The organism is Streptomyces sp. NPDC040718, assembly GCF_055593565.1.
In genome coordinates this window covers 325,304-348,355 of the sequence record NZ_JBVIXO010000005.1, presented here as the reverse complement: position 1 = coordinate 348,355, position 23,052 = coordinate 325,304, and the positions used below count along the sequence as shown (strand labels likewise).

The 23,052-nt window shown below is 73.3% G+C and carries 21 protein-coding genes; 14 read left to right on the top strand and 7 right to left on the bottom strand.

Annotated elements, in window-relative coordinates; translation table 11 throughout:
* Nucleotides 1-2: 2 nt before the first annotated feature.
* Together ACZ597_RS15770 and ACZ597_RS15765 are read left to right on the top strand one after the other, a co-directional pair.
* On the top strand, nt 3-1,358 hold the full coding sequence (locus ACZ597_RS15770) for a 6-phospho-beta-glucosidase (RefSeq protein WP_471329590.1): 1,356 nt from the start codon (nt 3-5) through the stop codon (nt 1,356-1,358).
* 50 nt (nt 1,359-1,408) lie between these two features.
* Nucleotides 1,409-3,499: an MDR family MFS transporter gene (locus ACZ597_RS15765; RefSeq protein WP_471329587.1), complete on the top strand. Its 2,091-nt coding sequence runs from the start codon at nt 1,409-1,411 to the stop codon at nt 3,497-3,499.
* Here ACZ597_RS15765 and ACZ597_RS15760 read toward each other — a convergent pair.
* The gene (locus ACZ597_RS15760; protein ID WP_471329584.1) at nt 3,496-4,074 is read right to left on the bottom strand and encodes a nucleotide triphosphate diphosphatase NUDT15; all 579 of its coding nucleotides are present in this window, start codon (nt 4,072-4,074) and stop codon (nt 3,496-3,498) included. The two genes, ACZ597_RS15765 and ACZ597_RS15760, sit on opposite strands and share 4 nt — an antisense overlap.
* A gap of 160 nt (nt 4,075-4,234) precedes the next feature.
* Between ACZ597_RS15760 and ACZ597_RS15755 the strand changes: the two genes are divergently transcribed.
* Nucleotides 4,235-5,746: an NAD(P)/FAD-dependent oxidoreductase gene (locus ACZ597_RS15755; RefSeq protein ID WP_471329581.1), complete on the top strand. Its 1,512-nt coding sequence runs from the start codon at nt 4,235-4,237 to the stop codon at nt 5,744-5,746.
* Between the two features lie 70 nt (nt 5,747-5,816).
* Here ACZ597_RS15755 and ACZ597_RS15750 read toward each other — a convergent pair whose 3' ends face one another.
* On the bottom strand, nt 5,817-6,884 hold the full coding sequence (locus ACZ597_RS15750; protein WP_471329579.1) for an ATP-dependent DNA ligase: 1,068 nt from the start codon (nt 6,882-6,884) through the stop codon (nt 5,817-5,819).
* A gap of 75 nt (nt 6,885-6,959) precedes the next feature.
* Here ACZ597_RS15750 and ligD point away from each other — a divergent pair, with 75 nt between their 5' ends.
* Nucleotides 6,960-7,982 (top strand): non-homologous end-joining DNA ligase, encoded by a 1,023-nt coding sequence (gene ligD / locus ACZ597_RS15745; RefSeq protein ID WP_471329576.1) that lies wholly within the window; start codon nt 6,960-6,962, stop codon nt 7,980-7,982.
* 119 nt (nt 7,983-8,101) lie between these two features.
* A complete protein-coding gene (locus ACZ597_RS15740) occupies nt 8,102-8,338 on the top strand; it encodes a WhiB family transcriptional regulator (RefSeq protein ID WP_471329573.1) in 237 nt (78 codons plus the stop codon).
* Between the two features lie 72 nt (nt 8,339-8,410).
* Here the strand turns inward: ACZ597_RS15740 and ACZ597_RS15735 are convergent, their stop codons facing one another.
* Nucleotides 8,411-9,382: an acyl-ACP desaturase gene (locus ACZ597_RS15735; protein ID WP_471329570.1), complete on the bottom strand. Its 972-nt coding sequence runs from the start codon at nt 9,380-9,382 to the stop codon at nt 8,411-8,413.
* A 369-nt stretch (nt 9,383-9,751) separates the two neighbouring features.
* Between ACZ597_RS15735 and ACZ597_RS15730 the strand changes: the two genes are divergently transcribed.
* On the top strand, nt 9,752-10,219 hold the full coding sequence (locus ACZ597_RS15730) for an ATP-binding protein (RefSeq protein ID WP_471329567.1): 468 nt from the start codon (nt 9,752-9,754) through the stop codon (nt 10,217-10,219).
* On the opposite strand, the gene ACZ597_RS15725 is transcribed toward ACZ597_RS15730, so the two are convergent.
* Nucleotides 10,205-11,848, bottom strand: coding sequence for an ABC-F family ATP-binding cassette domain-containing protein (locus ACZ597_RS15725; protein ID WP_471329564.1), 1,644 nt, complete (start codon nt 11,846-11,848; stop codon nt 10,205-10,207). The two genes, ACZ597_RS15730 and ACZ597_RS15725, sit on opposite strands and share 15 nt — an antisense overlap.
* Nucleotides 11,849-12,043: 195 nt before the next feature.
* On the bottom strand, nt 12,044-12,460 hold the full coding sequence (ssgD, locus tag ACZ597_RS15720) for a spore wall synthesis regulator SsgD (protein ID WP_405977709.1): 417 nt from the start codon (nt 12,458-12,460) through the stop codon (nt 12,044-12,046).
* A 324-nt stretch (nt 12,461-12,784) separates the two neighbouring features.
* Between ssgD and ACZ597_RS15715 the strand changes: the two genes are divergently transcribed.
* The gene (locus ACZ597_RS15715; protein ID WP_471329561.1) at nt 12,785-13,897 is read left to right on the top strand and encodes a WD40/YVTN/BNR-like repeat-containing protein; all 1,113 of its coding nucleotides are present in this window, start codon (nt 12,785-12,787) and stop codon (nt 13,895-13,897) included.
* 177 nt (nt 13,898-14,074) lie between these two features.
* On the opposite strand, the gene ACZ597_RS15710 is transcribed toward ACZ597_RS15715, so the two are convergent.
* On the bottom strand, nt 14,075-14,374 hold the full coding sequence (locus ACZ597_RS15710) for a YciI family protein (protein ID WP_471329558.1): 300 nt from the start codon (nt 14,372-14,374) through the stop codon (nt 14,075-14,077).
* A gap of 26 nt (nt 14,375-14,400) precedes the next feature.
* Here ACZ597_RS15710 and ACZ597_RS15705 point away from each other — a divergent pair, with 26 nt between their 5' ends.
* Both ACZ597_RS15705 and ACZ597_RS15700 read left to right on the top strand, forming a co-directional pair.
* A complete protein-coding gene (locus ACZ597_RS15705) occupies nt 14,401-15,090 on the top strand; it encodes an endonuclease V (protein ID WP_471329555.1) in 690 nt (229 codons plus the stop codon).
* 168 nt (nt 15,091-15,258) lie between these two features.
* On the top strand, nt 15,259-16,587 hold the full coding sequence (locus tag ACZ597_RS15700; RefSeq protein ID WP_471329553.1) for a DUF6923 family protein: 1,329 nt from the start codon (nt 15,259-15,261) through the stop codon (nt 16,585-16,587).
* A gap of 59 nt (nt 16,588-16,646) precedes the next feature.
* Here the strand turns inward: ACZ597_RS15700 and ACZ597_RS15695 are convergent, their stop codons facing one another.
* Nucleotides 16,647-17,861 carry a saccharopine dehydrogenase family protein gene (locus ACZ597_RS15695; protein ID WP_471329550.1) on the bottom strand — a complete coding sequence of 405 codons (1,215 nt, stop codon included), beginning with the start codon at nt 17,859-17,861 and terminating at the stop codon, nt 16,647-16,649.
* Nucleotides 17,862-17,956: 95 nt separating this feature from the next.
* Here ACZ597_RS15695 and ACZ597_RS15690 point away from each other — a divergent pair, with 95 nt between their 5' ends.
* From ACZ597_RS15690 to ACZ597_RS15670, 5 genes are all read left to right on the top strand, one after another.
* Nucleotides 17,957-18,349: an MmcQ/YjbR family DNA-binding protein gene (locus ACZ597_RS15690; protein ID WP_471329548.1), complete on the top strand. Its 393-nt coding sequence runs from the start codon at nt 17,957-17,959 to the stop codon at nt 18,347-18,349.
* 156 nt (nt 18,350-18,505) lie between these two features.
* Complete coding sequence (locus tag ACZ597_RS15685; RefSeq protein WP_471329545.1) at nt 18,506-19,633, top strand: CaiB/BaiF CoA transferase family protein; 1,128 nt, start codon at nt 18,506-18,508, stop codon at nt 19,631-19,633.
* Nucleotides 19,633-20,658: an LLM class F420-dependent oxidoreductase gene (locus tag ACZ597_RS15680; protein ID WP_471329542.1), complete on the top strand. Its 1,026-nt coding sequence runs from the start codon at nt 19,633-19,635 to the stop codon at nt 20,656-20,658. The genes ACZ597_RS15685 and ACZ597_RS15680 overlap by 1 nt, the downstream gene beginning before the upstream one ends.
* A gap of 9 nt (nt 20,659-20,667) precedes the next feature.
* The gene (locus tag ACZ597_RS15675) at nt 20,668-21,810 is read left to right on the top strand and encodes an acyl-CoA dehydrogenase family protein (protein ID WP_471329539.1); all 1,143 of its coding nucleotides are present in this window, start codon (nt 20,668-20,670) and stop codon (nt 21,808-21,810) included.
* A gap of 22 nt (nt 21,811-21,832) precedes the next feature.
* Complete coding sequence (locus ACZ597_RS15670) at nt 21,833-23,047, top strand: acetyl-CoA C-acetyltransferase (protein ID WP_471329536.1); 1,215 nt, start codon at nt 21,833-21,835, stop codon at nt 23,045-23,047.
* Nucleotides 23,048-23,052 lie beyond the last annotated feature (5 nt).

Genomic DNA, 23,052 nt, shown 5'->3' with positions numbered 1-23,052 from the left:
GCATGCGCTTGACCATCCTGGGCGGGGGCGGATTCCGCGTCCCGCTCGTCTACGGGGCACTGCTGGGCGACCGGGCCGAGGGCCGGGTGTCCCATGTGACGCTCTACGACGAGGATCCCGCCCGGCTCACGGCGATGGCCCGGGTCCTCGCGGACCAGGCCGCGGCCTCCGGGGCGGCGGACGCTCCGGCCGTCACCGCCACCGGGGACCTGGACGAGGCCCTGCGCGGGGCCGACTTCGTCTTCTCCGCCATCCGCGTCGGAGGCCTGGAGGGGCGCGCCGCCGACGAGCGGATCGCGCTGGCCGAGGGGGTGCTGGGCCAGGAGACGGTGGGTGCCGGCGGGATCGCCTACGGCCTGCGGACGGTCCCGGTGGCCCGGGAGATCGCGCGCAGGATCGCCCGTACCGCCCCGGACGCCTGGGTCATCAACTTCACCAACCCCGCCGGGGTGGTCACCGAGGCCATGGCCGAGGAGCTGGGCGACCGGGTCATCGGCATCTGCGACTCGCCCGTCGGGCTCGGCCGCCGGATCGCCCGGCTGCTCGGCGCCCGGCCCGGCGAGGCCTGGATCGACTACGTCGGCCTCAACCACCTGGGCTGGGTGCGCGGCCTGCGGATCGGCGGGCGCGACGAGCTGCCCCGGCTGCTGGCCGACAGCGAGGCACTGGAGTCCTTCGAGGAGGGACGGCTCTTCGGCGCCGACTGGCTGCGCTCGCTCGGCGCGATCCCGAACGAGTACCTGCACTACTACTACTTCAACCGCGACACGGTACGGGCCTACCAGGAGGCGAAGCAGACGCGCGGAGCCTTCCTGCGCGACCAGCAGCGCGGATTCTACGCCGAGGCCGGCCGGCTGGGGCAGAGCGCCGGGGCGGCGCTGGCCGCCTGGGACCGGACCCGGGCCGAGCGCGAGGCCACGTACATGTCGGAGAACCGCGAGGTGGCGGGCGTCGGGGAGCGCGAAGAGAGCGATCTGGAGTCCGGCGGCTACGAGAAGGTCGCCCTCGCCCTGATGCGGGCCATCGCCCGCGACGAGCGGGCCACGCTGATCCTCAACGTCCGCAACGGATCGACGCTGTCCGTACTCGACGCCGAGGCGGTCGTCGAGGTGCCCTGCCTGGTCGACGCCAACGGCGCCCACCCGGTCTCGGTGGCACCGCTGCCGCTGCACGCGGTGGGGCTGGTCACCTCGGTGAAGGCGGCGGAGCGGGCCGTGCTGGCCGCGGCGGCGAGCGGCTCGCGGGCGGACGCCGTGAAAGCCTTCGCGCTGCACCCGCTCGTGGACTCGGTGTCGGTGGCCCGGCGGCTGCTGGACGGTTACGCGGCGGAGCACCCGGGCTTGGCCCACCTGCGCTGACGCCCTGCGCCGAGCCGGGTCCGGGGTTCACCCGTACGGCGGCTTGCGGCATGCGGTGCGGTGGGGGCGCTGTGAGAGTGCGAGATGTGACCACTGCCCCCGCCGTCGCCGCGCCGCCGCCCGTGCTGGACCGGCGGCGGCGCAACGTCGTCTTCGGCACGATCATGCTGGGCGTGCTGCTGGCCGCGCTCGACCAGACGATCGTGGGCACCGCCCTGCCCACCATCGTGGCCGACCTCGGCGGCGCGGCCCACATGGCCTGGGTGGTGACCGCGTACCTGCTCGCGGAAACCGTCGCGACGGTGCTGGTCGGCAAGTTCGGCGACCTCTTCGGCCGGAAGGTCATCTTTCAGATCTCCGCCGTCATCTTCATCACCGGTTCCTTCCTGTGCGGCCTCGCCGGCAACATGACCCTGCTCATCCTGTGGCGGGGGCTCCAGGGCATCGGCGCGGGCGGCCTGATGGTCACCTCCATGGCGTTGATCGCCGACGTGGTCCCGCTGCGCGAGCGCGGCAAGTACCAGGGCGCGATCGGCGCCGTCTTCGGCGTCGCCACCCTCATCGGACCGCTCCTGGGAGGCCTGTTCACCGACCACCTGAGCTGGCGCTGGGCCTTCTACGTCAACGTCCCCGTGGCCGTCCTCGTCGTCGTGGCCGCCGCCCGCACCATCCCCTCGGTGCGCGCCGCAGGCCGGCCCGCCATCGACTACCTGGGCATCGCCCTGGTCGCCGCCGGGTCCAGCGCCCTGATCCTGGCCACCAGCTGGGGCGGCAACGAGTACGCCTGGGGCTCGCCGGTGATCATCGGCCTCTTCGCGGGCGGCGCGCTGGCCCTCGCCCTGTTCTGCCTGGTGGAGACCCGGGCGGCCGAACCGATGCTGCCCATGCGGCTCTTCCGCAACCCCGTCTTCACGGTGTGCTCGGTCCTCAGCTTCGTCGTCGGCTTCGCCATGCTCGGCGCGATGACCTTCCTGCCGACCTACCTCCAGTACGTGGACGGCGACTCGGCCACCCTGTCCGGCGTACGGACCCTGCCGCTGGTCATCGGCCTGCTCATCGCGTCCGTGTTCAGCGGCAACGCCACCTCCAAGACCGGCCGCTACCGCATCTACCCGATCGCCGGCTGCGCGGTGATGGGCGTCGGGCTGTACCTGCTGTCGCTGATGGGGCCCGGCACCGGCGCCTGGCTGGAGTCCGCGTACATGTTCGTCCTCGGCTCTGGCATCGGCCTGTGCATGCAGGTGCTGACCATCGCCGTGCAGAACACCGTGGACTACGCCGACCTCGGCACGGCGACCTCGGGCGTCACCTTCTTCCGTACGCTCGGCAGTTCCTTCGGCACCGCCGTCTTCGGGACGATCTACGCCAACAGCCTGGAGCCCGAGCTGCGGGACGGGGTCGCCGAGGCCGCCCGCGCCACCGGTGCGGACCCGGCACGCCTGGGCGCCGCCGCGCAGAGCCCCCAGGGGGTGCACGGGCTCGACCCGGCCGAGGCGGGCCCGGTCATCGACGCGTACGCCGAAGCCCTGCACACGGTGTTCCTGTGGACGGTGCCGGTGGCGGTCGTCGGCTTCGTCGTGGCGCTTTTCCTCAAGCAGGTCCGGCTGCGCGACAGCGCCCGCGCGGGTTCGACCGACATGGGCGACGGCTTCGCCTCCCCGGCCACGGCCTCGGGGGACTCGGCCAAGCTGCTGGAGCTGGCGGTGGGCAAGCTCGTGCGGAGCATGGGGCCGGACACGGCGAGGGCCATCGTCCACGCCTCCGACACGCGCCTCGACATGGCTGGGGCATGGGCGGTGATGCAGGTGGACCTGATGACCCGGACCGTGGGGCACGCCCGCCTGGGGCTGATCGCGTCGCGGCTGTCGCTGCCGCCGGAGGTGCTGCTGCCGGTCTTCGACCGGATGGTGGAGGAGGGCTTCCTGACGCGGCAGAACGGCTTCTTCGCCCACACCCGGGCCGGCGAGCGGGAGGCCGCGGTGATCTCGCGGGCCTGGGCGGACTGGCTGGGCGACCGGCTGGAGCAGGACCGCGGCCGGCCGCGCAGCGAGGAGCTGCGGGCGGCGGCGGACGCGATCGCCAAGCGGCTGCTGGCGGAGGACCTGGGCGAGGGCAACTTCGCGCCGCGGCGCGCCGTCTAGGAGGCCCGGTCCCGGTCCTCCCTTCCCCTGCTCTGGTTCCCGTCCCTGCCGCTGTCCCGGTTCCTCCCGGTGGGGTAGTCGTGCGAGGGGGCGGGCGGCAGGGCCGTGAGGTCGGGGCGCCAGGCGCGCAGGACCGCCGCCGACGGGGGGTAGAGGGCGCCGGGGATCTCCTCCGGGACGAACCACTGCCAGCGGGCGATCTTGTGCGGCTCGGTCACGGCCGGGCTGCCCTCGGCCGAACGGGTGAGGGCAGCCACCGTCAGGCGGGTCGGCGGCTCCGGGTGCGCGTAGAGCTGGACGGCCAGCAGCTCGATGTCCCGGGGTTCGGCCCGCAGGGAGGTCTCCTCGGCCAGTTCGCGGGCGGCGGTCTGCTCGAAGCCCTCCCCCGGGTCCACCTTGCCGCCGGGCAGCTCCCAGTTGCCGTCGTGGGCCTGGCCGAGCAGTACCCGGCCGTCGGGGCCGAGGACGATCAGCCCGACGCCGACGGTCGCGTGGGGCCGGGGGACGGCTCGGGCGGGCGGGGAGCCTTCCGGGCGGGCTCCGGCGCCGGGTGCGTTCTCGTGTTCGCTGGCCATGCGGTCATTTTCGCCGGTCGGGCGGCGGACCTCCCCAGCGGGCGCCGGCGGACCTCCTCGGCGGGCTCCCTCGGACGGGTGTGCGAGTTTCGGCCGGGGCCCGCACGCGCAGGCTCTGAGCGGTCAGATCGTCGTACGGAACGCCCGTTCGGGGGAAGCCATGGCACATCTGCTGGTCATCGGCGGAGGGATCGCGGGGCTCGCGACCGCCCTCCTCGCGGCCCGCCGCGGACACACCGCCGAGGTCTTCGAACGCGACACCCGTGCCCCCGGCACCGCACTCGACCGCGACTTCTTCGGCTGGCGCCGCCCGGCTGTACCGCAGGCGGTCCAGCCGCACGTCCTGCTCGGCGCCGCCCGCGGGGTGCTGCGCGCCGAACTGCCCGACGTGCACGCCGAGATGCTCCGGCTCGGCGCCCGCGAACGGAACGAGCTGGACTGGTTCGACGTACGGCCGCCCGCCCGCCCCGGGGACGAGGACCTGGTCATGCTCCAGGCCCGCCGGATCGTGCTGGAGAGCGCCCTGGCCACCGCCGTGCGCGCGGAGCCGGGCGTGGTGGTGCGGTACGGGGAGCCCGTCGCGGCCCTGACGAGGGCCGAGGGGGCCGCGGCCGGGGCGGAGCCGTCGGTCAGGGTCACCGGGGTGACCACCCCGGGCGGCACGTACGCGGGCGACCTCGTGGTGGACGCGGCCGGCCGGCGCGGAGGCTCCGCCGGGCTGGCGGCCGCCGCCGGCTGCCGTCCGGCCCCCGTCGAGCGGCACCGCACGGGCCTGGCGTACTTCTGCCGCTGGTACCGGCTGCCCGAGGGGACGGAGGAGGGGCCGCGCCGGCCGTGGACGGTGACCGGCGGCGCCTTCGCGGGCTGCGCGGTCTTCCCGTCCGACAACCGGACCTTCGCCGTCACCGTGTTCGCGCACACCGGGGACCCGACCCGCGCCGCCCTGCGCGACCCGGCCGTGTTCGAGGCGGCCGCGCGGGCCTTCCCGCCCGGTGCGGCATGGCTGGAGCTGGGTGCCGAGCCGCTGTCGGGGGTGCTGGCGACCGCGGGCCTGGACAACCGGTGGAGCCCCCTGGCCGACGGGCGGGGCCCGGTGGCGACCGGGTTGGTGCCGGTCGGCGACGCGCTCACCCACACCAACCCGACCCTGGGGCAGGGGACTTCGCTCGCGCTGTGGGCGGCCGACCGGGTGGCGCGGACGGCCCACCGCGAGCCCGGGTCCTTCGGCTTCGCCGCCGGGTACCACGGCTGGGCGCTGCGCACGCTGAAGCCGTGGTTCGACCTCCAGGTCGGGGCCGACGCGGCGGTGGGGGAGCGGCTCGCGGCGGGGGCCGGCTCCGGGGACGCGGTCGGGCCCGGCCGGCCAGGTGGGGTGGACCGGGCAGGTGGGGCGGACCGGGCGCGGGAGGCGGCGGCGCTGTTCGAGTGCGCACTGGAGGACCCGGAGGTGATGCGGGCCCGGGCCCGGGTGCGGCACCTGGCCGAGCCGCCGGAGCGGGCCTACTCGGACCCCGGGGTCCGGGAGCGGGTGGCGCGCTGGCTCGCGGCCCGGCCGGGCTGGGTGCCGAACGCGGTGGGGCCGGGGCGGGCGGAGTGGCAGCGGATCACCGCCTCCGGTCGCGGGCCCGGCCGGCCGGCGGTGCCCGGCGCCGCGCGGGGCGGCACCGCCTGAGCGGCCCCGGTCGGATCCTGCCCGGGCCGCCGGGCAGGAGCTCGGCACAGGAGCGGGCCGGCACGGCCGCTCAGCCCGGGCTGCCCAGCACCTCGGCCAGGTCGTAGCCGACGACCTCCTCCAGCTGGGCGTACGTACAGCTCTCGGGCGTGCGGTCGGGGCGCCAGCGGGCGAACTGCGCGGTGTGCCGGAAGCGGTCGCCCTCCATGTGGTCGTACCGCACCTCGCAGACCCGCTCGGGGCGCAGCGGCACCCAGGACAGGTCCTTCTTCCCCGTCCAGCGGCTCTGGGCGCCGGGCAGCCGGGCGCTCTCGTGCGCCGCCTCCTCGGCCCAGGCGGCCCACGGATGGCCGGAGGGGTCCGGCATGCGCAGGGGTTCGAGCTCCTCGACGAGCTCGGCCCGGCGCTTCATGGGGAAGGCGGCGCAGACGCCCACGTGCTGGAGGGCGCCGTGGCCGTCGTACAGGCCGAGCAGCAGCGATCCGATGATCGGACCGCTCTTGTGGAAACGGAAACCGGCGAGGACGACATCGGCCGTACGCTCGTGCTTGATCTTGAACATCAGGCGGGCGTCGGGCCGGTAGGGGAGATCGAGGGGTTTCGCGACGACCCCGTCGAGCCCGGCGCCCTCGAACCGCTCGAACCACTCCCGCGCGAGCGCGGGATCGGTGGTGGCGGGCGCGAGGTGGATGGGGGGACGGGCCGTGGAAAGCGCGTGGACCAGGGCGCTGCGGCGCTCGCCGAGCGGGGTGTCGAGGAGCGCGTCGTCGCCGAGCGCGAGCAGGTCGAAGGCGACGAAGCTGGCCGGCGTCGTCTCGGCGAGCATTTTCACCCGGGAGGCGGCGGGGTGGATCCGCTCGCTGAGACGGTCGAAGTCGAGCCGTGCGCCGTGGACGACGATGATCTCCCCGTCGACCACGCAGCGCGGCGGCAGGTTCTCCTTGAGCGCCGCCACCAGCTCGGGGAAGTACCGGGTCAGGCTCTTGCCGGTACGGCTGCCGACCTCCACCTCGTCCCCGTCGCGGTGCACGATCGCCCGGAAGCCGTCCCACTTGGCCTCGTACTGCATGCCCGGCGGGATCCTGCTCACCGACTTGGCGAGCATCGGCTTCACGGGCGGCATCACCGGCAGATCCATGCCCTCGATTCTGCGGTGGCCCGTCCGGGCCCGCTCGGTGTGCGCGTCCGCCCGCGCCCCCCTACCGTGGCGGCCATGGGCGGTAGCGCGGGCGGTGCGATCGAGCTGGAGGCCGGCGGGCGGACGGTACGCCTGTCCAGCCCGGACAAGGTGTACTTCCCGGAGCGCGGCCTCACCAAGCGGGACGTCGCCGAGTACTACCTGGCCGTCGCCGACGGCATCACCCGCGCCCTGCGCGACCGGCCGACCACCCTGGAGCGGTACCCGGACGGAGTGGAGGGGGAGTCCTTCTTCCAGAAGCGCGCCCCGAAGAACCTGCCCGACTGGATCCCCACCGCGCACATCGCCTTCCCCAGCGGCCGCACGGCCGACGAGATCTGCCCGACCGAGCCGGCCGCCGTCCTGTGGGCCGCCAACCTGGGCTGCCTGACCTTCCACCCCTGGCCGGTGCGCCGCGAGGACACCGACCGGCCGGACGAACTGCGCATCGACCTCGACCCGCAGCCCGGCACCGACTACCACCACGCGGTGGCCGCGGCGCACGAACTGCGGGCGCTGCTGGACGAGCTCGGGCTGCGCGGCTGGCCCAAGACCTCGGGCGGCCGGGGACTGCACGTCTTCGTCCCGATCGCACCGCGCTGGACCTTCACCGAGGTCCGCCGCTGCGCCATCGCCCTGGGCCGGGAGCTGGAGCGGCGGATGCCGGGCAAGGTCACCACGGCCTGGTGGAAGGAGGAGCGCGGCGAGCGGATCTTCGTCGACTACAACCAGACGGCGCGCGACCGGACCATCGCCTCGGCGTACTCCGTCCGCCCCCGCCCGCACGCCCCGGTCTCGGCGCCGCTGCGCTGGGACGAGGTGGACGACGCGGAGCCGCGCGACTTCGACATCGTGACGATGCCGGCGCGCTTCGCCGAACTGGGCGACCTCCACGCCGACATGGACGAGCACGCCTTCGGCCTGGAACCCGTACTGGAACTCGCGGCCCGGCACGAGCACGAACACGGCCTGGGCGACATGCCCTACCCGCCGGACTACCCGAAGATGCCGGGCGAACCGAAGCGCGTCCAGCCGAGCCGCGCGAAACACGAGGACTGACGGCCGGACCCGCCCTAGCCTGGGGCCGTGCCCCCGCCCCTTCCCCGCTCCCGCCGCCTGAGCCGCGCTGTTGATCAGGCGTTGATCGGACGTACATCCGGCGGGTTCACGATCGGCGCATGTCGATGAACTCCATTGCCGCCCCCGCCTGGTACGACCAGGCCCTGTGCGCCCAGACGGGCCCGAGCTTCTTCTTCCCGGAGCCGGGTTCCTCACTCACGGACGCGAAGCGGCTCTGCGGGGCGTGCGAGGGCAGGGCGCAGTGCCTGGAGTACGCGCTCGCGAACGACGAGCGCTTCGGGGTGTGGGGCGGCCTGTCGGAAGCGGAGCGCTCCGCACTGCGTCCGCGCGGCTGAGCGGCCGCGCCCGGGCGGCCGCCGCCGGGCACGACGGAACCCCCGGCGGAGCCGGGGGTCCCGGGTGTTGGTTCAGCCCTTGCGGGCGGCCATGCGCGCGGCGCGCGCGGCGAGGCGCTCGTCGAACTTGCGGGCCTCGCTGTCCAGGCCGTTCATGAAGAGCCCCAGCTCCTCCTGGGCCTTCCGGCCCTCCGGACCCAGGTCCTGGATGTCCATGATCTTGAGGAAGCGGATCACGGGGCTCAGTACGTCGTCGTGGTGGATCCGCAGGTTGTAGACCCCGCCGATCGCCATCTGCGCGGCCATCCGCTCGAAGCCGGGCATGCCGTGACCGGGCATCCGGAAGTTCACGACGACGTCCCGCACGGCCTGCATCGTCAGGTCGGGGGCGATCTCGAAGGCCGCCGCCAGCAGGTTGCGGTAGAAGATCATGTGCAGGTTCTCGTCCTGCGCGATGCGGGCGAGCATCCGGTCGCAGACCGGGTCACCCGACTGGTGGCCCGTGTTGCGGTGCGAGATGCGGGTCGCCAGCTCCTGGAAGGCCACGTACGCGACCGAGTGCAGCATCGAGTGGCTGTTGTCGGACTCGAAGCCCTCGGACATGTGCTGCATCCGGAACGCTTCCAGCTTGTCCGGGTCCACGGCGCGCGAGGCCAGCAGGTAGTCGCGCATCACGATGCCGTGGCGGCCCTCCTCGGCGGTCCAGCGGTGCACCCAGGTGCCCCACGCGCCGTTGCGGCCGAAAAGGGTCGCGATCTCGTGGTGGTAGCTGGGGAGGTTGTCCTCGGTCAGCAGGTTCACGACCAGGGCGATCTTGCCGATGTCGGTGACCTTGGACTGCTGCGGCTCCCAGGCCTCGCCGTCCTCGAAGAACCCCGGGAAGTTCCGGCCGTCGCTCCACGGAACGTACTCGTGGGGCATCCAGTCCTTGGTGACCTTCAGATGGCGGTTGAGCTCCTTCTCGACCACCTCTTCCAGCGCGTACAGCAGCTTGGCGTCGGTCCACGCCTCCGAGCTGCCGAGGTGGGGAGAGGTGATCGTCACGGGTGCTCCTGGGGACAAAGCGAATTACCTACGGTTCCGTAGCCTACGGAGTCGTAGGTTAAGCGCGACATCAAGGAGCGCCAAGCCCCAGCCATCGTTCTGTCCGGCTACATCCGGTTATCTATGCAGTTTGGGAGGGTGTCGGACTGCCCCACAGGGGCGAGAATCACGCCGGAAGGTGGGTTCGCGGTGCCCGCCTTGACGGCGCATGCCGCCCCACCGGCGGACTTTCACGGTGAACCCGGAAATGACGCGGAATACCATCATCTGGACGCACAAATGATGGCATCGCGCACCCGTCTGCGCTACGTTCGGTAGCGAACGTTTCACACGGCGCGACCCCGTCGGCCCGAGAGGTGGAGCACCACGATGACGGGCACCCTCCGCGGTCCGCGACCGGTCCAGGAGGCCCGGCGCGTCCCGGCCCCGCACCCGGCGCGGGGGCTGAGCTACTCCCTGGGGCTCCCGGGCGGCGCCCACTGCGCGGGGAGCGCCCGTTCGGCCGTGCGGTCCCTGCTCGACCGGCACGGACTGGCCGGCCTCGGCGACTCCGCGGCCCTCGCCGCCTCCGAGCTGGTGGCCTGCGCCGACCGCTTCACGCCCGGCAGGGAGATGGTGCTCGCGCTCCGCTGGCGGTACGACGCCCTGCGGATCGTCCTCTACGACCAGCACCCCGCGCACTCCTCGCCCGCGGAGAGCGAGGAGTGCCGCGGCCGGCGCAGCCGCGCGATGTGGCTGCTGGCCCGGGTGGCCGAGTCCTGCGGCGGCGACTGGGGGCTCACCCCGGTCCTCACCCCGCTCGGCGGCAGCAAGTCCTGGGCCCTACTGCCCCATTGACCCCAGTACTTCCTCCGCGGAGGTCGGCCGCAGCACCCCGCCGTCGAGGACCAGCCAGCGCGTGATGCCGATCGACTCCAGGAACGGCACGTCGTGGCTGGCCACCAGCAGGGCCCCCTCGTAGGACTCCAGGGCCCCGCCGAGCTGCCGCACGCTCGCCAGGTCCAGGTTGTTCGTCGGCTCGTCGAGCATCAGCAGCTGCGGGGCCGGCTCGGCCAGCAGCAGCGCCGCCAGCGTCGCCCGGAACCGCTCGCCGCCCGACAGGGTGCCGGCCGCCCGGTCCGCCCGGGCGCCCCGGAACAGGAAGTGGGCGAGGCGCGCCCGGATCACGTTGTTCGTGGCGTTCGGCGCGAACCGCACCACGTTCTCCACCACCGAGCGCTCGTCGTCCAGTACGTCGAGCCGCTGCGGGAGGAAACGGGCCGGGACGTGGGTCACCGCCTCCCCGGACGCGGGCGGCAGCAGGCCGGCGAGCGTCCGCAGCAGGGTCGTCTTGCCCGAGCCGTTCGCGCCGACCAGGGCGATCCGCTCCGGACCGCGCACCTCCCACTCGCCCGGGACCCGCGCGCCGCCGTGGGCGAGGCGCAGCTCGCTCAGGGTCAGCACCCGCCGCCCCGGAGGTACCTGGGTGGCGGGGAGCCGGACGCGGATCTCGGCGTCGTCGCGCACCGCTTCGGCGGCCTGGTCCAGCCGCTCCCGCGCGTCCGCGAGCTTCTCGGCGTGCATGATGCGGTGCTTGCCCGCCGACTCCTGGGCGGCGCGCTTGCGGGCGCCCATGACGATCTTCGGCTCGCGCTTGTTCTCGTTCATCTTCTGGCCGTACCGCTTGCGCCGGGCCAATTTGACCTGGGCGTCGGCCAGTTCGCGCTTCTGGCGCTGTACGTCGGCCTCGGCGACGCGGACCATCCGCTCGGCGGACTCCTGCTCGGCCGCCAGCAGCCGCTCGTAGTCGGTGAAGTTGCCGCCGTACCAGCGGACTTCGCCCTCGCGGAGGTCGGCGATCTGGTCGACCCGCTCCAGCAGTTCCCGGTCGTGGCTGACCAGCACCATCACCCCGGACCAGGACTCGACGGCCGCGTACAGCCGGCGCCGGGCGCGCAGGTCCAGGTTGTTGGTGGGTTCGTCGAGGAGCAGTACGTCCGGCCGGGCGAGCAGCAGCGCCGCCAGCCGGAGCAGGACGCACTGGCCGCCGGACAGCTCGCCGACGGTCCGGTCCAGGCCGGCCCCGGCGAGGCCGAGCTGGTCGAGGACGGCCAGCGCCCGCTCCTCCACGTCCCAGTCGTCGCCGACGGCCGCGAAGTTGGCCTCGGTGGCCTCGCCCGCCTCGATGGCGTGCAGGGCCTCCCGGGCGGCGCGGATGCCGAGCGCCTCGTCCACCCGCAGGGCGGTGTCCAGCGTGGCGTCCTGTGGGAGGTAGCCGATGGTCCCGGCGACCGACACCTGTCCCGAGGACGGGGGCAGCTCACCGGCGAGCAGCTTCAACAGGGTTGACTTCCCACAGCCGTTGAGTCCGACGAGGCCGGTCCGGCCGGGCCCGACGGTCAGGTCGAACCCGTCGAAGACGGGACTGCCGTCGGGCCAGTCGAAGGAGAGGGCGGAGCAGGTGGCGAAAACGGGGGCATGACTCATGGAGGCCTCCAGGTTGCGTGGATGGTGCGTGCAACGCGGGGAGACGGCCGACTGCCACGGGGGCCGCGAGGGTGCGGTGAGCGGGGGCGGGGTCGGTGTCTCGGACCTCAGAAGAGCAATGTCCTACTCCGTTTCGGCGACTGCAGGGCCATCACGAAGCTACGGGCGGCCGGGGGCCGCCCGCAAACGAATAAATCAGCAGGAGCCGCGCATCAGCTCGTCGAGACTGTGATCCATGTCGAGATAGCGGTGCTCCAGCCCCGGCGGTACGAGCGCGGAGGTGCGTTCGAGGAACCGCTGGAGTTCGGCCGTGGTCATCAGCACGATCGCCACCCCCTCGGGCGCGTGGAACTCCACCGTGGTCCGGTCCCCGTCGTACGGCCGCACCCGCACGTCGCCGCAGCCAGCCGGGTGCCGGAGCCCGGACATCAGCAGCTCGCGGGCGAACGTCCAGGAGACCTCGACGCCTTCGAGCGTGGCCAGGGCGGGGAAGGCCATGCGGACGGCGAAGGGATCCGAGCGGTCGTAGCAGAGGGTGACGGGGACGGTCTCGACCTTCGGTGCGGTGGCGATCAGTCGGGCCTGCACGGCCTGCTCGATGACAGTGATCAAGGCTCGCTCCCTTGCGGCGGATCTGCTGTCGGGCTGTGGGGTGGAGCCCGGCAACCGGATAGACGCCGGAATCGGCAAATCCGTGCATGGCGGATGACGTGAGCTGTGTCACCGATTGGCGCGATCTCGTCCGTGTGATCGCACAGAGTGAGCGGCGGTGACGCGTGGTCAAAGGGCGCCGCGGCGGTGGCGCGTCCGCCGAAGTGATCCCAATACGTCCGGTATTCGATCGCTCCACAGGCGTAAGCGGATACCTGGAGGGGCCGAAACGGCGGATGGAGGCACCCTGGACGGGGCCTGTGGGGTGCGTTAGCTTCCCGCGCCATGAGACTTCTGGGAGTTGGCATGTGCGCGGCGGCCCTGCTGGTCGCCGCGGCCGTGGCGCCGGCGCAGGCGGACACCGGAGCGGACCCGTCCCCGGCGGCGTCCGCTCCGGGCTCACGGGGCGTCGGCTGGGCGGTCAAGGAGACCGGACAGGAGGGCGTCGAGGGCGTCCGCTTCCGCGGCCTGGCCGCGGTCAGCCGCGGTACGGCCTGGCTGGCGGGCTCCAAGGGGAGGGTGCTGCGCACCGGCGACGGCGGCCGCAGCTGGCGGGACGTCTCGCCGCCCGGGGCGGTGGCCGAGGGGCTGGAACTGCGCGACATCGAGGCCTTCGACGGGCGGCGGGCGGTGGCCCTGTCCATCGGCGAGGGCGAGGCCTCCCGGGTCCTGCGCACCGAGGACGGCGGCGCGACCTGGACCGAGGCCTTCCGCAACACCGATCCGCGTGCCTTCTACGACTGCCTGACCTTCTTCGACTCCCGGCACGGGCTGGCCGTGAGCGACCCGGTCGACGGGAAGTTCCGCCTCCTGGCCACCGACGACGGCGGGCGCAGCTGGCGGGTGCTCCCGGACGACGGGATGCCGCAGGCGCTGCCCGGCGAGGCCGGATTCGCGGCGAGCGGCCAGTGCCTGACGGCCTCCGGGCCGCGGGACGTGTGGCTGGCCACCGGCGGGGGCCCGGCCGCGCGGGTGCTGCACTCCGCCGACCGGGGCCTCACCTGGCGGGTCGCCGACTCCACCGTCCCGGGCGGGGACCCGGCGCGCGGGGTGTTCGCCCTGGCCTTCCGCGACCGTACGACGGGCCTCGCGGTCGGCGGTGACTACCGCACCGGCCTGGCCTCGCCGCGGGCGGCGGCCCGCTCCGCCGACGGGGGCCGGAGCTGGACCCAGGCCGCGACCCCGCCGCCCGCCTACCGCTCGGGCGCGGCCTGGTACCCGTACGGGCACGCCACGGCCCTGGCGGTCGGCCCGACCGGCACGGACGTCACCACGGACGCGGGGCGCACCTGGCGGCAGCTGGAGTCGGGGTCGTTCGACACCGTCGACTGCGCGGCCGACGGGGGCTGCTGGGCGGCGGGGGAGAAGGGGCGGGCGGCCCGGCTGGAGCGACGCTGACGGTGCCGCCGACGGGGCTGGAGATTCCAGCCCCGCCGGCGTTTGGGGCGCGGGTCCGCACAGAGCCCGGGGAACGGTGGAAGGGCGGGTGGGGGACCGCTCCGCGCAGCGGCAGCTCCGATCCCGCCGGCACCCCGGTCCCGGCAGCGGCACCGGCCCCGCAGGGACCGGCCGGGGCTACGACGGCAGGGTCTCGCGGACCGCGGCCAGGTGGCCCGAGGTCTTGCTGGCGATGAACTCCGTGATGCGGTAGGCGCAGACGCCCGCCACCGCGAAGGGGTCCTCCGCCGCGATCTTCTCGATCTCGGCGCGGGAGACCCCGCAGGCCACGATGATCCCGCCCTCGCGCGGGACCTTGCGGCCCGAGGCGAGGAAGACGCCGGACGCGTAGTAGCCGTCCAACCAGGCGATGTGCGCGTCCATCTGCTCTTCGACGGCTTCGAGGGGCGCGGTGTAGCTGAGCTCCATGACGAACATGATCGCCAGGTTACCCTCGCACCATCATGACCACTCTGAAGACCCCCGCCAACGAGGCCGAGGCCCGGGCGATACAGGACGAACTGCGCACCCTCGTCGTGCTCGACGAGGTCGGCCCCCCACCCGGTCAGGGGCTGCTCGCCGGGGTGGACGTGGCGTACGACGACGAGCGGGACCTGGTCGCGGCCGCCGCCGTCGTGCTCGACGCCGCCACCCTGGAGGTCGTGGCCGAGTCCACCGCCGCAGGGCACGTCAGCTTCCCCTACGTGCCCGGCCTGCTCGCCTTCCGCGAGCTGCCGACCGTGCTCGCCGCCCTGGAAGCGCTCCCCGTCGCCCCCGACCTCGTCGTCTGCGACGGCTACGGCCTCGCCCACCCGCGCGGCTTCGGCCTGGCCTGCCACCTCGGAGTGGTCACCGGGCTGCCCAGCATCGGCGTCGCGAAGAACCCTTTCACCTTCACCTGCGAAGAGCCGGGCGCCCCGCGCGGCGAGACCTCCCCGCTGCTCGGGCCCGACGGCGCCGTCGTCGGCCGGGCGCTGCGCACCCAGCACGGGATCAAGCCGGTGTACGTGTCCGTGGGGCACCGCGTCTCCCTGGACAACGCCTGCGCCCACGCCCTCGCCCTGAGCCCCCGCTTCCGCATCCCGGAGACCACCCGCCACGCCGACTCCCTGTGCCGGCGCGCCCTCCGCGAGGCCGTCGACGCCCTTCAGTGACCGGCGCTCGCGCGTGTGTTCGCGACCGTGGTGCATTTGAGCGAACTCGGCCGGTGAAGCCCGAGCCGCCGTGTACGACTCAATGCCCCTTGTGCTCGTCTTTGTCCGGTACGCGCGGTATCAACGGTGCGCAGCCTGGCTGCGCTTGGCGGCGGAAGGGTCAGATTCGTGAGCACAGGTACGAACGGGACGGTCCAGAGGAAGCGGCAGCGGCGGGGGGTGGCCGCGCTGAGCGCGATCGGCGTCGTCGCCGGGCTCGCGATCGGCACGCTGGCGGCTCCGGTCGGCGCCGTCGCGGCCCCAGCGGGCCCCGCGGGCTCCGCGGCGGTCTCCGATCCGAAGCAGCCGGAGGGGATTCCGGTGGCGTGCGACGGGAAGATCTACCTCTCGGCCGGTGATCCGGACCAGCTCTACACCGTCGAACGAGAGCCCGGGAAGGTCCGGTTCGAGGAACTGGGCGACACCACGCCCTTCCTCTACAACGCCATCGGCGTGAACCCGCACGACCGCTTCATCTACGGGACCACGTTCGGGGACGGGACCAACCAGCTGGTCCGCTTCGACGGGAAGGGGGAATACACCCTGCTCGGCCAGATCACGGACCTGCCGCCCGCCCTCTACATCTCGGGCACGTTCGACGACGAGGGCAACTACTACGTCCTGGCCGACAACACGGGTCTGATCCAGCAGATCGACGTGAAGAACCACAGGGTGACGCGGACGATCGAGATCGCGGACCTGGCTCCCGACGCCCTCGACATCTTCGACATCGCCTTCCGTGACGGGTTCCTCTGGGGCTCGACCGAGGCGGGCGCCATCGCGCGGATCGACGTCGACAACGCGAGCGTGGACTTCTTCCCCGGTGTCCTGCCGGGAGGTTCGGACTTCGGCGGCGTCTTCGTCTATGGCAACGGCGACCTCGGGTTCGTGCGCAACTCCGGAGAGCTCATCCGCGTACACGTGAAGAACGCGACCGGGGCCAACCCGCGGTTCACCGTGCTCTCGCGGCAGACGACGCCGCCGGAGCTGGCACTGGCGAACGTCGACGCCACCTCCTGCTTCTTCGACTCCTCCGCCGACCTGTCGGTGCACAAGCGCGGCCCCAAGGTCGTCAGGGCGGGGGACGAGATCGCCTACGAGATCACGGTGAAGAACGACCACAAGGGCGCCTCCTCAGGCTGGTCGCTGGTCGACGACCTCCCGGCGAAGGTGCTGGACCCGGCCACGGACACCGAGGGGTGCGAGATCAGCGACGGCCTCCTCTCCTGCACGGGCGGCCCGCTGCGCGAGGGAGCCCGCGTGAAGATCACGGTGACCGGCACCGCGGGGAACGTCACCAAGCCGACCGCCGTGCCGAACACCGCCACGGTCTTCGGTGACGACGAGGACCCGTTCAAGAAGAACAACACGGGCTTCGCGTCCACGAAGATCGAGCCGGCCGACGAGGACGGGGAGGAAGAGCACAAGGAGCACGAACACCCTGGCAGCAGGCGCTAGCCGGCCGGGAGGCGGCGGGGCCCGGGCGCGTTCCGCCCCGGGCCCCGCCGGCGTACGCCCTACCGCTCCGCCGCCACGCGGAAGCGGATGCCGGTCTTCTGGAGGCGGGCCAGCAGGGCGTCGCCCATCGCCACCGCCGTGGTCAGCTGGCCGGAGCGGTCCGGGAGGGTGTCGTGGGCCAGGCACAGCGCGGACTCCGCCAGCATCTTCGCGGTCTCCCCGTAGCCCGGGTCGCCGCCGGAGACCTCGGTGAACACGCGGCGGCCTCCGCCCTCGCCGACGAAGCGGACCGTGAACCAGCTGCGGGCGCGCCGCTCCGCGTCCGGGCCGCTGCCCGGCTCCCACAGGCCCATCAGCCACCGCCGGGCCGGCGGTACCTGCGCGAGCACCGCCGTCGCGCCCACCGCCGCAGTCAGGCCCACCGCGACCGGCAGGTGCCGCACCGAGGCGTAGTGGCGGTAGCGGAAGTCCGGCCCGTACCGCTCCAGCGCGGCCGCCGACCGGGTCACGATCCGCGGGTCCAGCACGGGCAGCGGCAGGGCCCAGGTCCCGGTCTCCCGGCTGAAGCGCGGAGCTCCCACGGGTCCGCGTACCCGCCGCCCGGGCAGCCGGGGCTCGTGCAGCCGGCGGGTGCGCGCGGCAGCCAGGGTCTGCGGACCCCGGCCCAGCGCGGTCAGGGCGGAGGCCACGGTGCCGCCGGAGGCGAGCGCGCCGGCCCGCAGGAACCCGTCCACCCGCAGCGGGACCCCGGAAGGCAGCAGGCCCACCGTGAAGTACGCCCCGAGGTCGGCCGGGATCGAGTCGAACCCGCACGCGTGCACCAGCCGCGCCCCCGTCTCCCGGGCCCGCGCGTCGTGCTCGACGTACATCCGGTCCACGAACTCCGGCTCCCCGGTGAGGTCCGCGTAGTCGGTGCCCTCCTCGGCGCAGGCCGCGACCAGCTCCGCCCCGTACCGGACGTACGGCCCGACCGTGGTGGCCACCACCCGGGTGCGGGCGGCCAGTTCGCGCATCGCCCGCCGGTCCCCCGCGTCGGCGCGCAGCAGCGGCAGCCGCGCACAGTCCGGGTTCAGGGCGGCCAGCCGCTCGCGCAGCCGCTCCAGCTTGCCGAGGTCGCGCCCGGCCAGCGCCCACCGGCAGCCGGCGGGCGCGTGCCCGGCGAGGTACTCGGCGGTCAGCGCCCCGACGAACCCGGTGGCCCCGAAGAGCACGAGGTCGAGCTCCCGCCCCGGACGGCCGCCGCGGACGGGCTCGTTGTGGACCTGCTCGGTCATGGAACGTTCCTCCCAGCTGGTGTCGGTGGCCGAGGTTAGCGTTGACACCGACTGTCCGTGCGAGCAGGTGTGACCTGCGGTGAGTGGAGGCGTCGATGAAGGCTGCGGTGCGCAAGTGGGAGGCGGTGCGGGAGTTCTCGCTGGGGCTGCCGGAGGCCGTGGAGGAGCATCCCTGGGGGCCGGAGGACGGCGTGGTGAAGGTCAACAAGAAGATTTTTGTTTTCCTGGGCAACGCGGACGGCCCCGAGCCGCCCGGTCTGTCGGTCAAGCTCAAGGACGAGGACCTGCACGGGCACGCGATGACCGCCCCCGGTGCCGCGCCCACCGGCTACGGCCTCGGAAAGGCGGGCTGGGTCTCCGTGCCGCTGGGGGAGAAGGGCGCGCCGACGGTGGAGGTGCTGTGCGAGTGGGTGGAGGAGAGCTACCGGACCGTCGCGCTCAAACGGCACGTCGCGCTCCTCGACGCCCGGGCCGCGGACAGCGCCTGACGGGACCCCTGGCGGGAACGAGCCAAAGCGGAAACCTGCTAAGCGCTTGCTCTTGTGCTGAGTGGGGCGCGTTCCTAGCATCACTGGTGTTACATCGGTTGTGTCACACACCTGCACACCACCCACCCACCCGTACACCAGGATGCCGGGGGCACGATGGCAGTGACAGCAGGCCCGCTCGCGGGAGTACGCGTCGTCGAACTGGCGGGCATCGGCCCCGGCCCGTTCGCCGCCATGCTCCTCGCCGACCTCGGCGCCGACGTCGTCCGCGTGGACCGGCCGGGCGGCGGAGGGCTCGCCATCGACCCGGCCCACGACGTCACCAACCGCAACAAGCGCTCCGTCCTGGTCGACCTGAAGTCCGCGGAGGGCCCCGCCCTGGTACTGGACCTGGTCGAGCGCGCCGACGTGCTGATCGAGGGCTTCCGCCCCGGGGTCGCCGAGCGCCTCGGCGTCGGCCCGGACGACTGCCTCGCCCGCAACCCGAGGCTGGTCTACGGCCGGATGACCGGCTGGGGCCAGCAGGGCCCGCTCGCCCACACCGCCGGGCACGACATCGCGTACATCGCCGTCACCGGCGCCCTCGGCATGATCGGCAACCCCGGCGAGCCCCCGGCCGTCCCCGCCAACCTGGTCGGCGACTACGCGGGCGGCTCCCTCTACCTCGTCATCGGCATCCTCGCCGCCCTCCACCACGCCCGCGGCCCCGAGGGCGCCGGCCAGGTCGTGGACGCCGCGATCGTCGACGGCACCGCCCACCTCACCGCCATGATCCACGGCATGGTCGCGGCCGGCGGCTGGCAGGACCGGCGCGGCGCCAACCTCCTGGACGGCGGCTGCCCCTTCTACGGCACCTACGAGACCTCCGACGGCCGGTACATGGCCGTCGGCGCGCTGGAGCAGCAGTTCTACGACACCTTCGTGGAACTCCTCGGCATCAAGGACCAGGCCCCCGCCCGCAAGGACCTCGCCCGCTGGGGCGAGCTGCGCCAGGCCGTCGCCGCGCGCTTCAAGTCCCGTACGCGCGAGGAGTGGACGGCCGTCTTCGAGGGCACCGACGCCTGCGTGGCCCCCGTGCTGTCGCTCCGCGAGGCCCCGCACCACCCCCACCTCGCCTCCCGCGCCACCTTCACCGAGTTCGGCGGCACCGTCCAGCCGGCCCCCGCCCCGCGCTTCTCCGCGACCCCGACCCGCGTCGCCTCCGGCCCCGCCATGCCCGGCGCGGACACCGGGTCCGTGGCCGCCGACTGGGGCGTACCGGCACTGCTCCCGAAAGAAGCCTGATGGAACTGTCCATGCTGCTCGACTACGCCGGCGACCCGCGCCGCGCCGCCGACGAGGCCGCCGCGCTGGAGTCGGCCGGACTCGACGCCGTGTGGGTCGCCGAGGCCTGGGGCTTCGACTCCCCGACGATCATGGGCTACCTGGCGGCGCGCACCGAGCGGATGAAGATCGGCTCGGCCGTCGTCAACGTCTACTCCCGCACCCCCGCCCTGATCGCCCAGACCGCCGCGGGCCTGGACGCCGTGTCCGGCGGCCGCGCCCTCCTCGGCCTCGGCGCCTCCGGCCCGCAGGTGATCGAGGGCTGGCACGGGAAGCCGTACGACAAGCCGCTCGGCCGCACCCGCGAGACCGTCGAGCTGTGCCGGCGCATCTGGCGCCGCGAGACGATCGACCACCACGGCATCACCGACATGCCGCTGCCCGCCGCCAAGGGCGGACGGCACGGCAAACCCCTGAAGATCCTCACCCGCCCGGTCCGGGACCGGATCCCCGTGTACGTGGCCTCCCTCGGCCCGGCGAACGTGGCGCTGACCGCCGAGATCGCCGACGGCTGGCTGCCCACCCTCTTCATCCCGGAGAAGGCCCACGCCGTGTGGGGGAGCGCCCTCGCCGAGGGCGCCGCCGAGCGCGCACCGGAGCTGGGACCGCTCCAGACCGTCGCGGGCGGCCTGCTGGCCATCGGCGAGGACGCGGCCGCCGCCCGCGACCTCGCCCGGCCACAGATCGCCCTGTACGTCGGCGGGATGGGCGCCGTCGGCAAGAACTTCTACAACGACCTCGCCGTCGCCTACGGCTACGAGGAACAGGCCCGCCGCATCCAGGAGCTGTACCTCGCCGGCCGCAAGCGCGACGCCGCGGCGGCCGTCCCGGACGAGTTCTGCGAGCTGATGACCCTGTGCGGCCCCGAGGGGTACGTGCGCGAGCGCGTCGAGGCCTTCCGGGAGGCCGGCGTCACCATGCTCAACGTCACGCCGGTCGGCCCGGAACCGGCCCGGCTCATCGAAACCGTCAAGAGCTGGCTGTAGGGGGCCCCGATGCAACGCCGCATCTACGACGCCGACCACGAGGCGTTCCGCGAGACCGTCCGCACCTTCCTGCACAAGGAGGTGCTGCCGCACTACGAGCAGTGGGAGAAGGACGGCATCGTCAGCCGGGACGCCTGGCGGGCCGCCGGCCGGCAGGGCCTGCTGGGCCTGGCCGTTCCCGAGGAGTACGGAGGCGGCGGCAACCCGGACTTCCGCTACGCGGCGGTGCTCGCCGAGGAGTTCACCCGCGCCGGAGCCCCCGGGCTCGCGATCGGCCTGCACAACGACATCATCGGCCCCTACCTGACCTCGCTGGGCACCGAGGAGCAGAAGCGCCGCTGGCTGCCCGGCTTCTGCTCCGGCGAGACCATCACCGCGATCGCGATGACCGAGCCCGGCGCCGGCTCCGACCTCCAGGGGATCCGCACCACCGCCGAGGACCGGGGCGACCACTGGCTGCTCAACGGCTCCAAGACCTTCATCTCCAACGGCATCCTCGCCGACCTGGTGGTCGTCGTCGCGAAGACCACCCCCGAGGGCGGGGCGCACGGACTGTCCCTGCTGGTCGTCGAGCGCGGCGCCGAGGGCTTCGAACGCGGCCGCAACCTCGACAAGATCGGCCAGAAGTCCCAGGACACCGCCGAGCTCTTCTTCAACGACGTACGCGTCCCCAAGGAGAACCTGCTCGGCGAGCTCAACGGCGCCTTCGTCCACCTCATGACCAACCTCGCGCAGGAGCGGATGGGCATCGCGATGGCCGCCATCGCCGCCGCCGAACACCTGCTGGAGATCACCACCACCTACGTCAAGGAACGCGAGGCCTTCGGCCGGCCCCTCTCCAAGCTCCAGCACATCCGCTTCGAGATCGCCGAGATGGCCACCGAGTGCGCGGTCACCCGCACCTTCCTCGACCGCTGCATCACCGACCACGCCAACGGGGAACTGGACCACGTCCACGCCTCGATGGCCAAGTGGTGGGCCACCGAACTCCAGAAGCGGGTGGCCGACCGCTGCCTCCAGCTGCACGGCGGCTACGGCTACATGACCGAATACCGCGTGGCACGGGCCTTCACCGACGGCCGCATCCAGACCATCTACGGCGGCACGACCGAGATCATGAAGGAGATCATCGGTCGTTCCCTGCTCGGCTAACTCCCCTCGAAAGGCTTGACCAGTGAGCACCGAAGCTTACGTATACGACGCGATCCGCACCCCGCGCGGCCGCGGCAAGGCCAACGGCGCCCTGCACGGCACCAAGCCGATCGACCTGGTCGTCGGCCTCATCGACGCCCTGCGCGAGCGCAACCCCGGCCTGGACCCCGCGACCATCGACGACATCGTGCTCGGCGTCGTCGGCCCGGTCGGCGACCAGGGCTCCGACATCGCCCGCATCGCGGCCATCGCCGCGGGCCTGCCCGACACCGTGGCCGGCGTACAGGAGAACCGCTTCTGTGCCTCGGGCCTGGAGGCCGTCAACCTGGCCGCCGCCAAGGTCCGCTCCGGCTGGGAGGACCTGGTCCTCGCGGGCGGCGTGGAGTCCATGTCCCGCGTCCCGATGGCCTCCGACGGCGGCGCCTGGTTCGCCGACCCCATGACCAACTGGGACACCGGCTTCGTCCCGCAGGGCATCGGCGCCGACCTCATCGCCACCATCGAGGGCTTCTCCCGGCGCGACGTGGACGAGTACGCCGCCCTGTCCCAGGAGCGGGCCGCCACCGCCGTCAAGGAGGGCCGCTTCGCCAAGTCCGTGGTCCCCGTCACCGACCGCAACGGGCTGGTCGTCCTGGACCACGAGGAGTTCGTCCGCCCCGGGACCACCGCCGACACCCTCGCCAAGCTGAAGCCCTCCTTCGCCGACATCGGCGACCTCGGCGGCTTCGACGCCGTCGCGCTGCAGAAGTACCACTGGATCGAGAAGATCGACCACGTCCACCACGCCGGCAACTCCTCCGGCATCGTCGACGGCGCCTCGCTCGTCGCCATCGGCACGCGCGAGGCGGGCGAACGCAACGGCCTGCGCCCGCGCGCCCGGATCGTCTCCGCCGCGGTGTCCGGCTCCGAGCCCACCATCATGCTCACCGGCCCCGCCCCGGCCACCCGCAAGGCCCTCGCCAAGGCCGGCCTGACCATCGGCGACATCGACCTGATCGAGATGAACGAGGCCTTCGCCGGCGTCGTGCTGCGCTTCGTCAAGGACATGGGCGTCTCCCTGGACAAGGTCAACGTCAACGGCGGCGCCATCGCCCTCGGCCACCCGCTCGGCGCCACCGGCGCCATGCTCCTCGGCACCGTCGTCGACGAACTGGAGCGCCAGGACAAGCGCTACGGCCTCGTCACCCTCTGCGTCGGCGGCGGCATGGGCGTCGCCACCATCGTCGAACGCGTCTGAACCGT

Excerpts from the sequence above, each read along its gene's own strand:
- ACZ597_RS15770 (WP_471329590.1), top strand. The coding sequence starts at position 3 with ATGCGCTTGACCATCCTGGGCGGGGGCGGATTCCGCGTCCCGCTCGTC.
- ACZ597_RS15765 (WP_471329587.1), top strand. The coding sequence starts at position 1,409 with ATGCGGTGCGGTGGGGGCGCTGTGAGAGTGCGAGATGTGACCACTGCC.
- ACZ597_RS15760 (WP_471329584.1), bottom strand. The coding sequence starts at position 4,074 with ATGGCCAGCGAACACGAGAACGCACCCGGCGCCGGAGCCCGCCCGGAA.
- ACZ597_RS15755 (WP_471329581.1), top strand. The coding sequence starts at position 4,235 with ATGGCACATCTGCTGGTCATCGGCGGAGGGATCGCGGGGCTCGCGACC.
- ACZ597_RS15750 (WP_471329579.1), bottom strand. The coding sequence starts at position 6,884 with ATGGATCTGCCGGTGATGCCGCCCGTGAAGCCGATGCTCGCCAAGTCG.
- ligD (WP_471329576.1), top strand. The coding sequence starts at position 6,960 with ATGGGCGGTAGCGCGGGCGGTGCGATCGAGCTGGAGGCCGGCGGGCGG.
- ACZ597_RS15740 (WP_471329573.1), top strand. The coding sequence starts at position 8,102 with ATGTCGATGAACTCCATTGCCGCCCCCGCCTGGTACGACCAGGCCCTG.
- ACZ597_RS15730 (WP_471329567.1), top strand. The coding sequence starts at position 9,752 with ATGACGGGCACCCTCCGCGGTCCGCGACCGGTCCAGGAGGCCCGGCGC.
- ACZ597_RS15725 (WP_471329564.1), bottom strand. The coding sequence starts at position 11,848 with ATGAGTCATGCCCCCGTTTTCGCCACCTGCTCCGCCCTCTCCTTCGAC.
- ACZ597_RS15715 (WP_471329561.1), top strand. The coding sequence starts at position 12,785 with ATGAGACTTCTGGGAGTTGGCATGTGCGCGGCGGCCCTGCTGGTCGCC.
- ACZ597_RS15710 (WP_471329558.1), bottom strand. The coding sequence starts at position 14,374 with ATGTTCGTCATGGAGCTCAGCTACACCGCGCCCCTCGAAGCCGTCGAA.
- ACZ597_RS15705 (WP_471329555.1), top strand. The coding sequence starts at position 14,401 with ATGACCACTCTGAAGACCCCCGCCAACGAGGCCGAGGCCCGGGCGATA.
- ACZ597_RS15695 (WP_471329550.1), bottom strand. The coding sequence starts at position 17,861 with ATGACCGAGCAGGTCCACAACGAGCCCGTCCGCGGCGGCCGTCCGGGG.
- ACZ597_RS15690 (WP_471329548.1), top strand. The coding sequence starts at position 17,957 with ATGAAGGCTGCGGTGCGCAAGTGGGAGGCGGTGCGGGAGTTCTCGCTG.
- ACZ597_RS15685 (WP_471329545.1), top strand. The coding sequence starts at position 18,506 with ATGGCAGTGACAGCAGGCCCGCTCGCGGGAGTACGCGTCGTCGAACTG.
- ACZ597_RS15680 (WP_471329542.1), top strand. The coding sequence starts at position 19,633 with ATGGAACTGTCCATGCTGCTCGACTACGCCGGCGACCCGCGCCGCGCC.
- ACZ597_RS15675 (WP_471329539.1), top strand. The coding sequence starts at position 20,668 with ATGCAACGCCGCATCTACGACGCCGACCACGAGGCGTTCCGCGAGACC.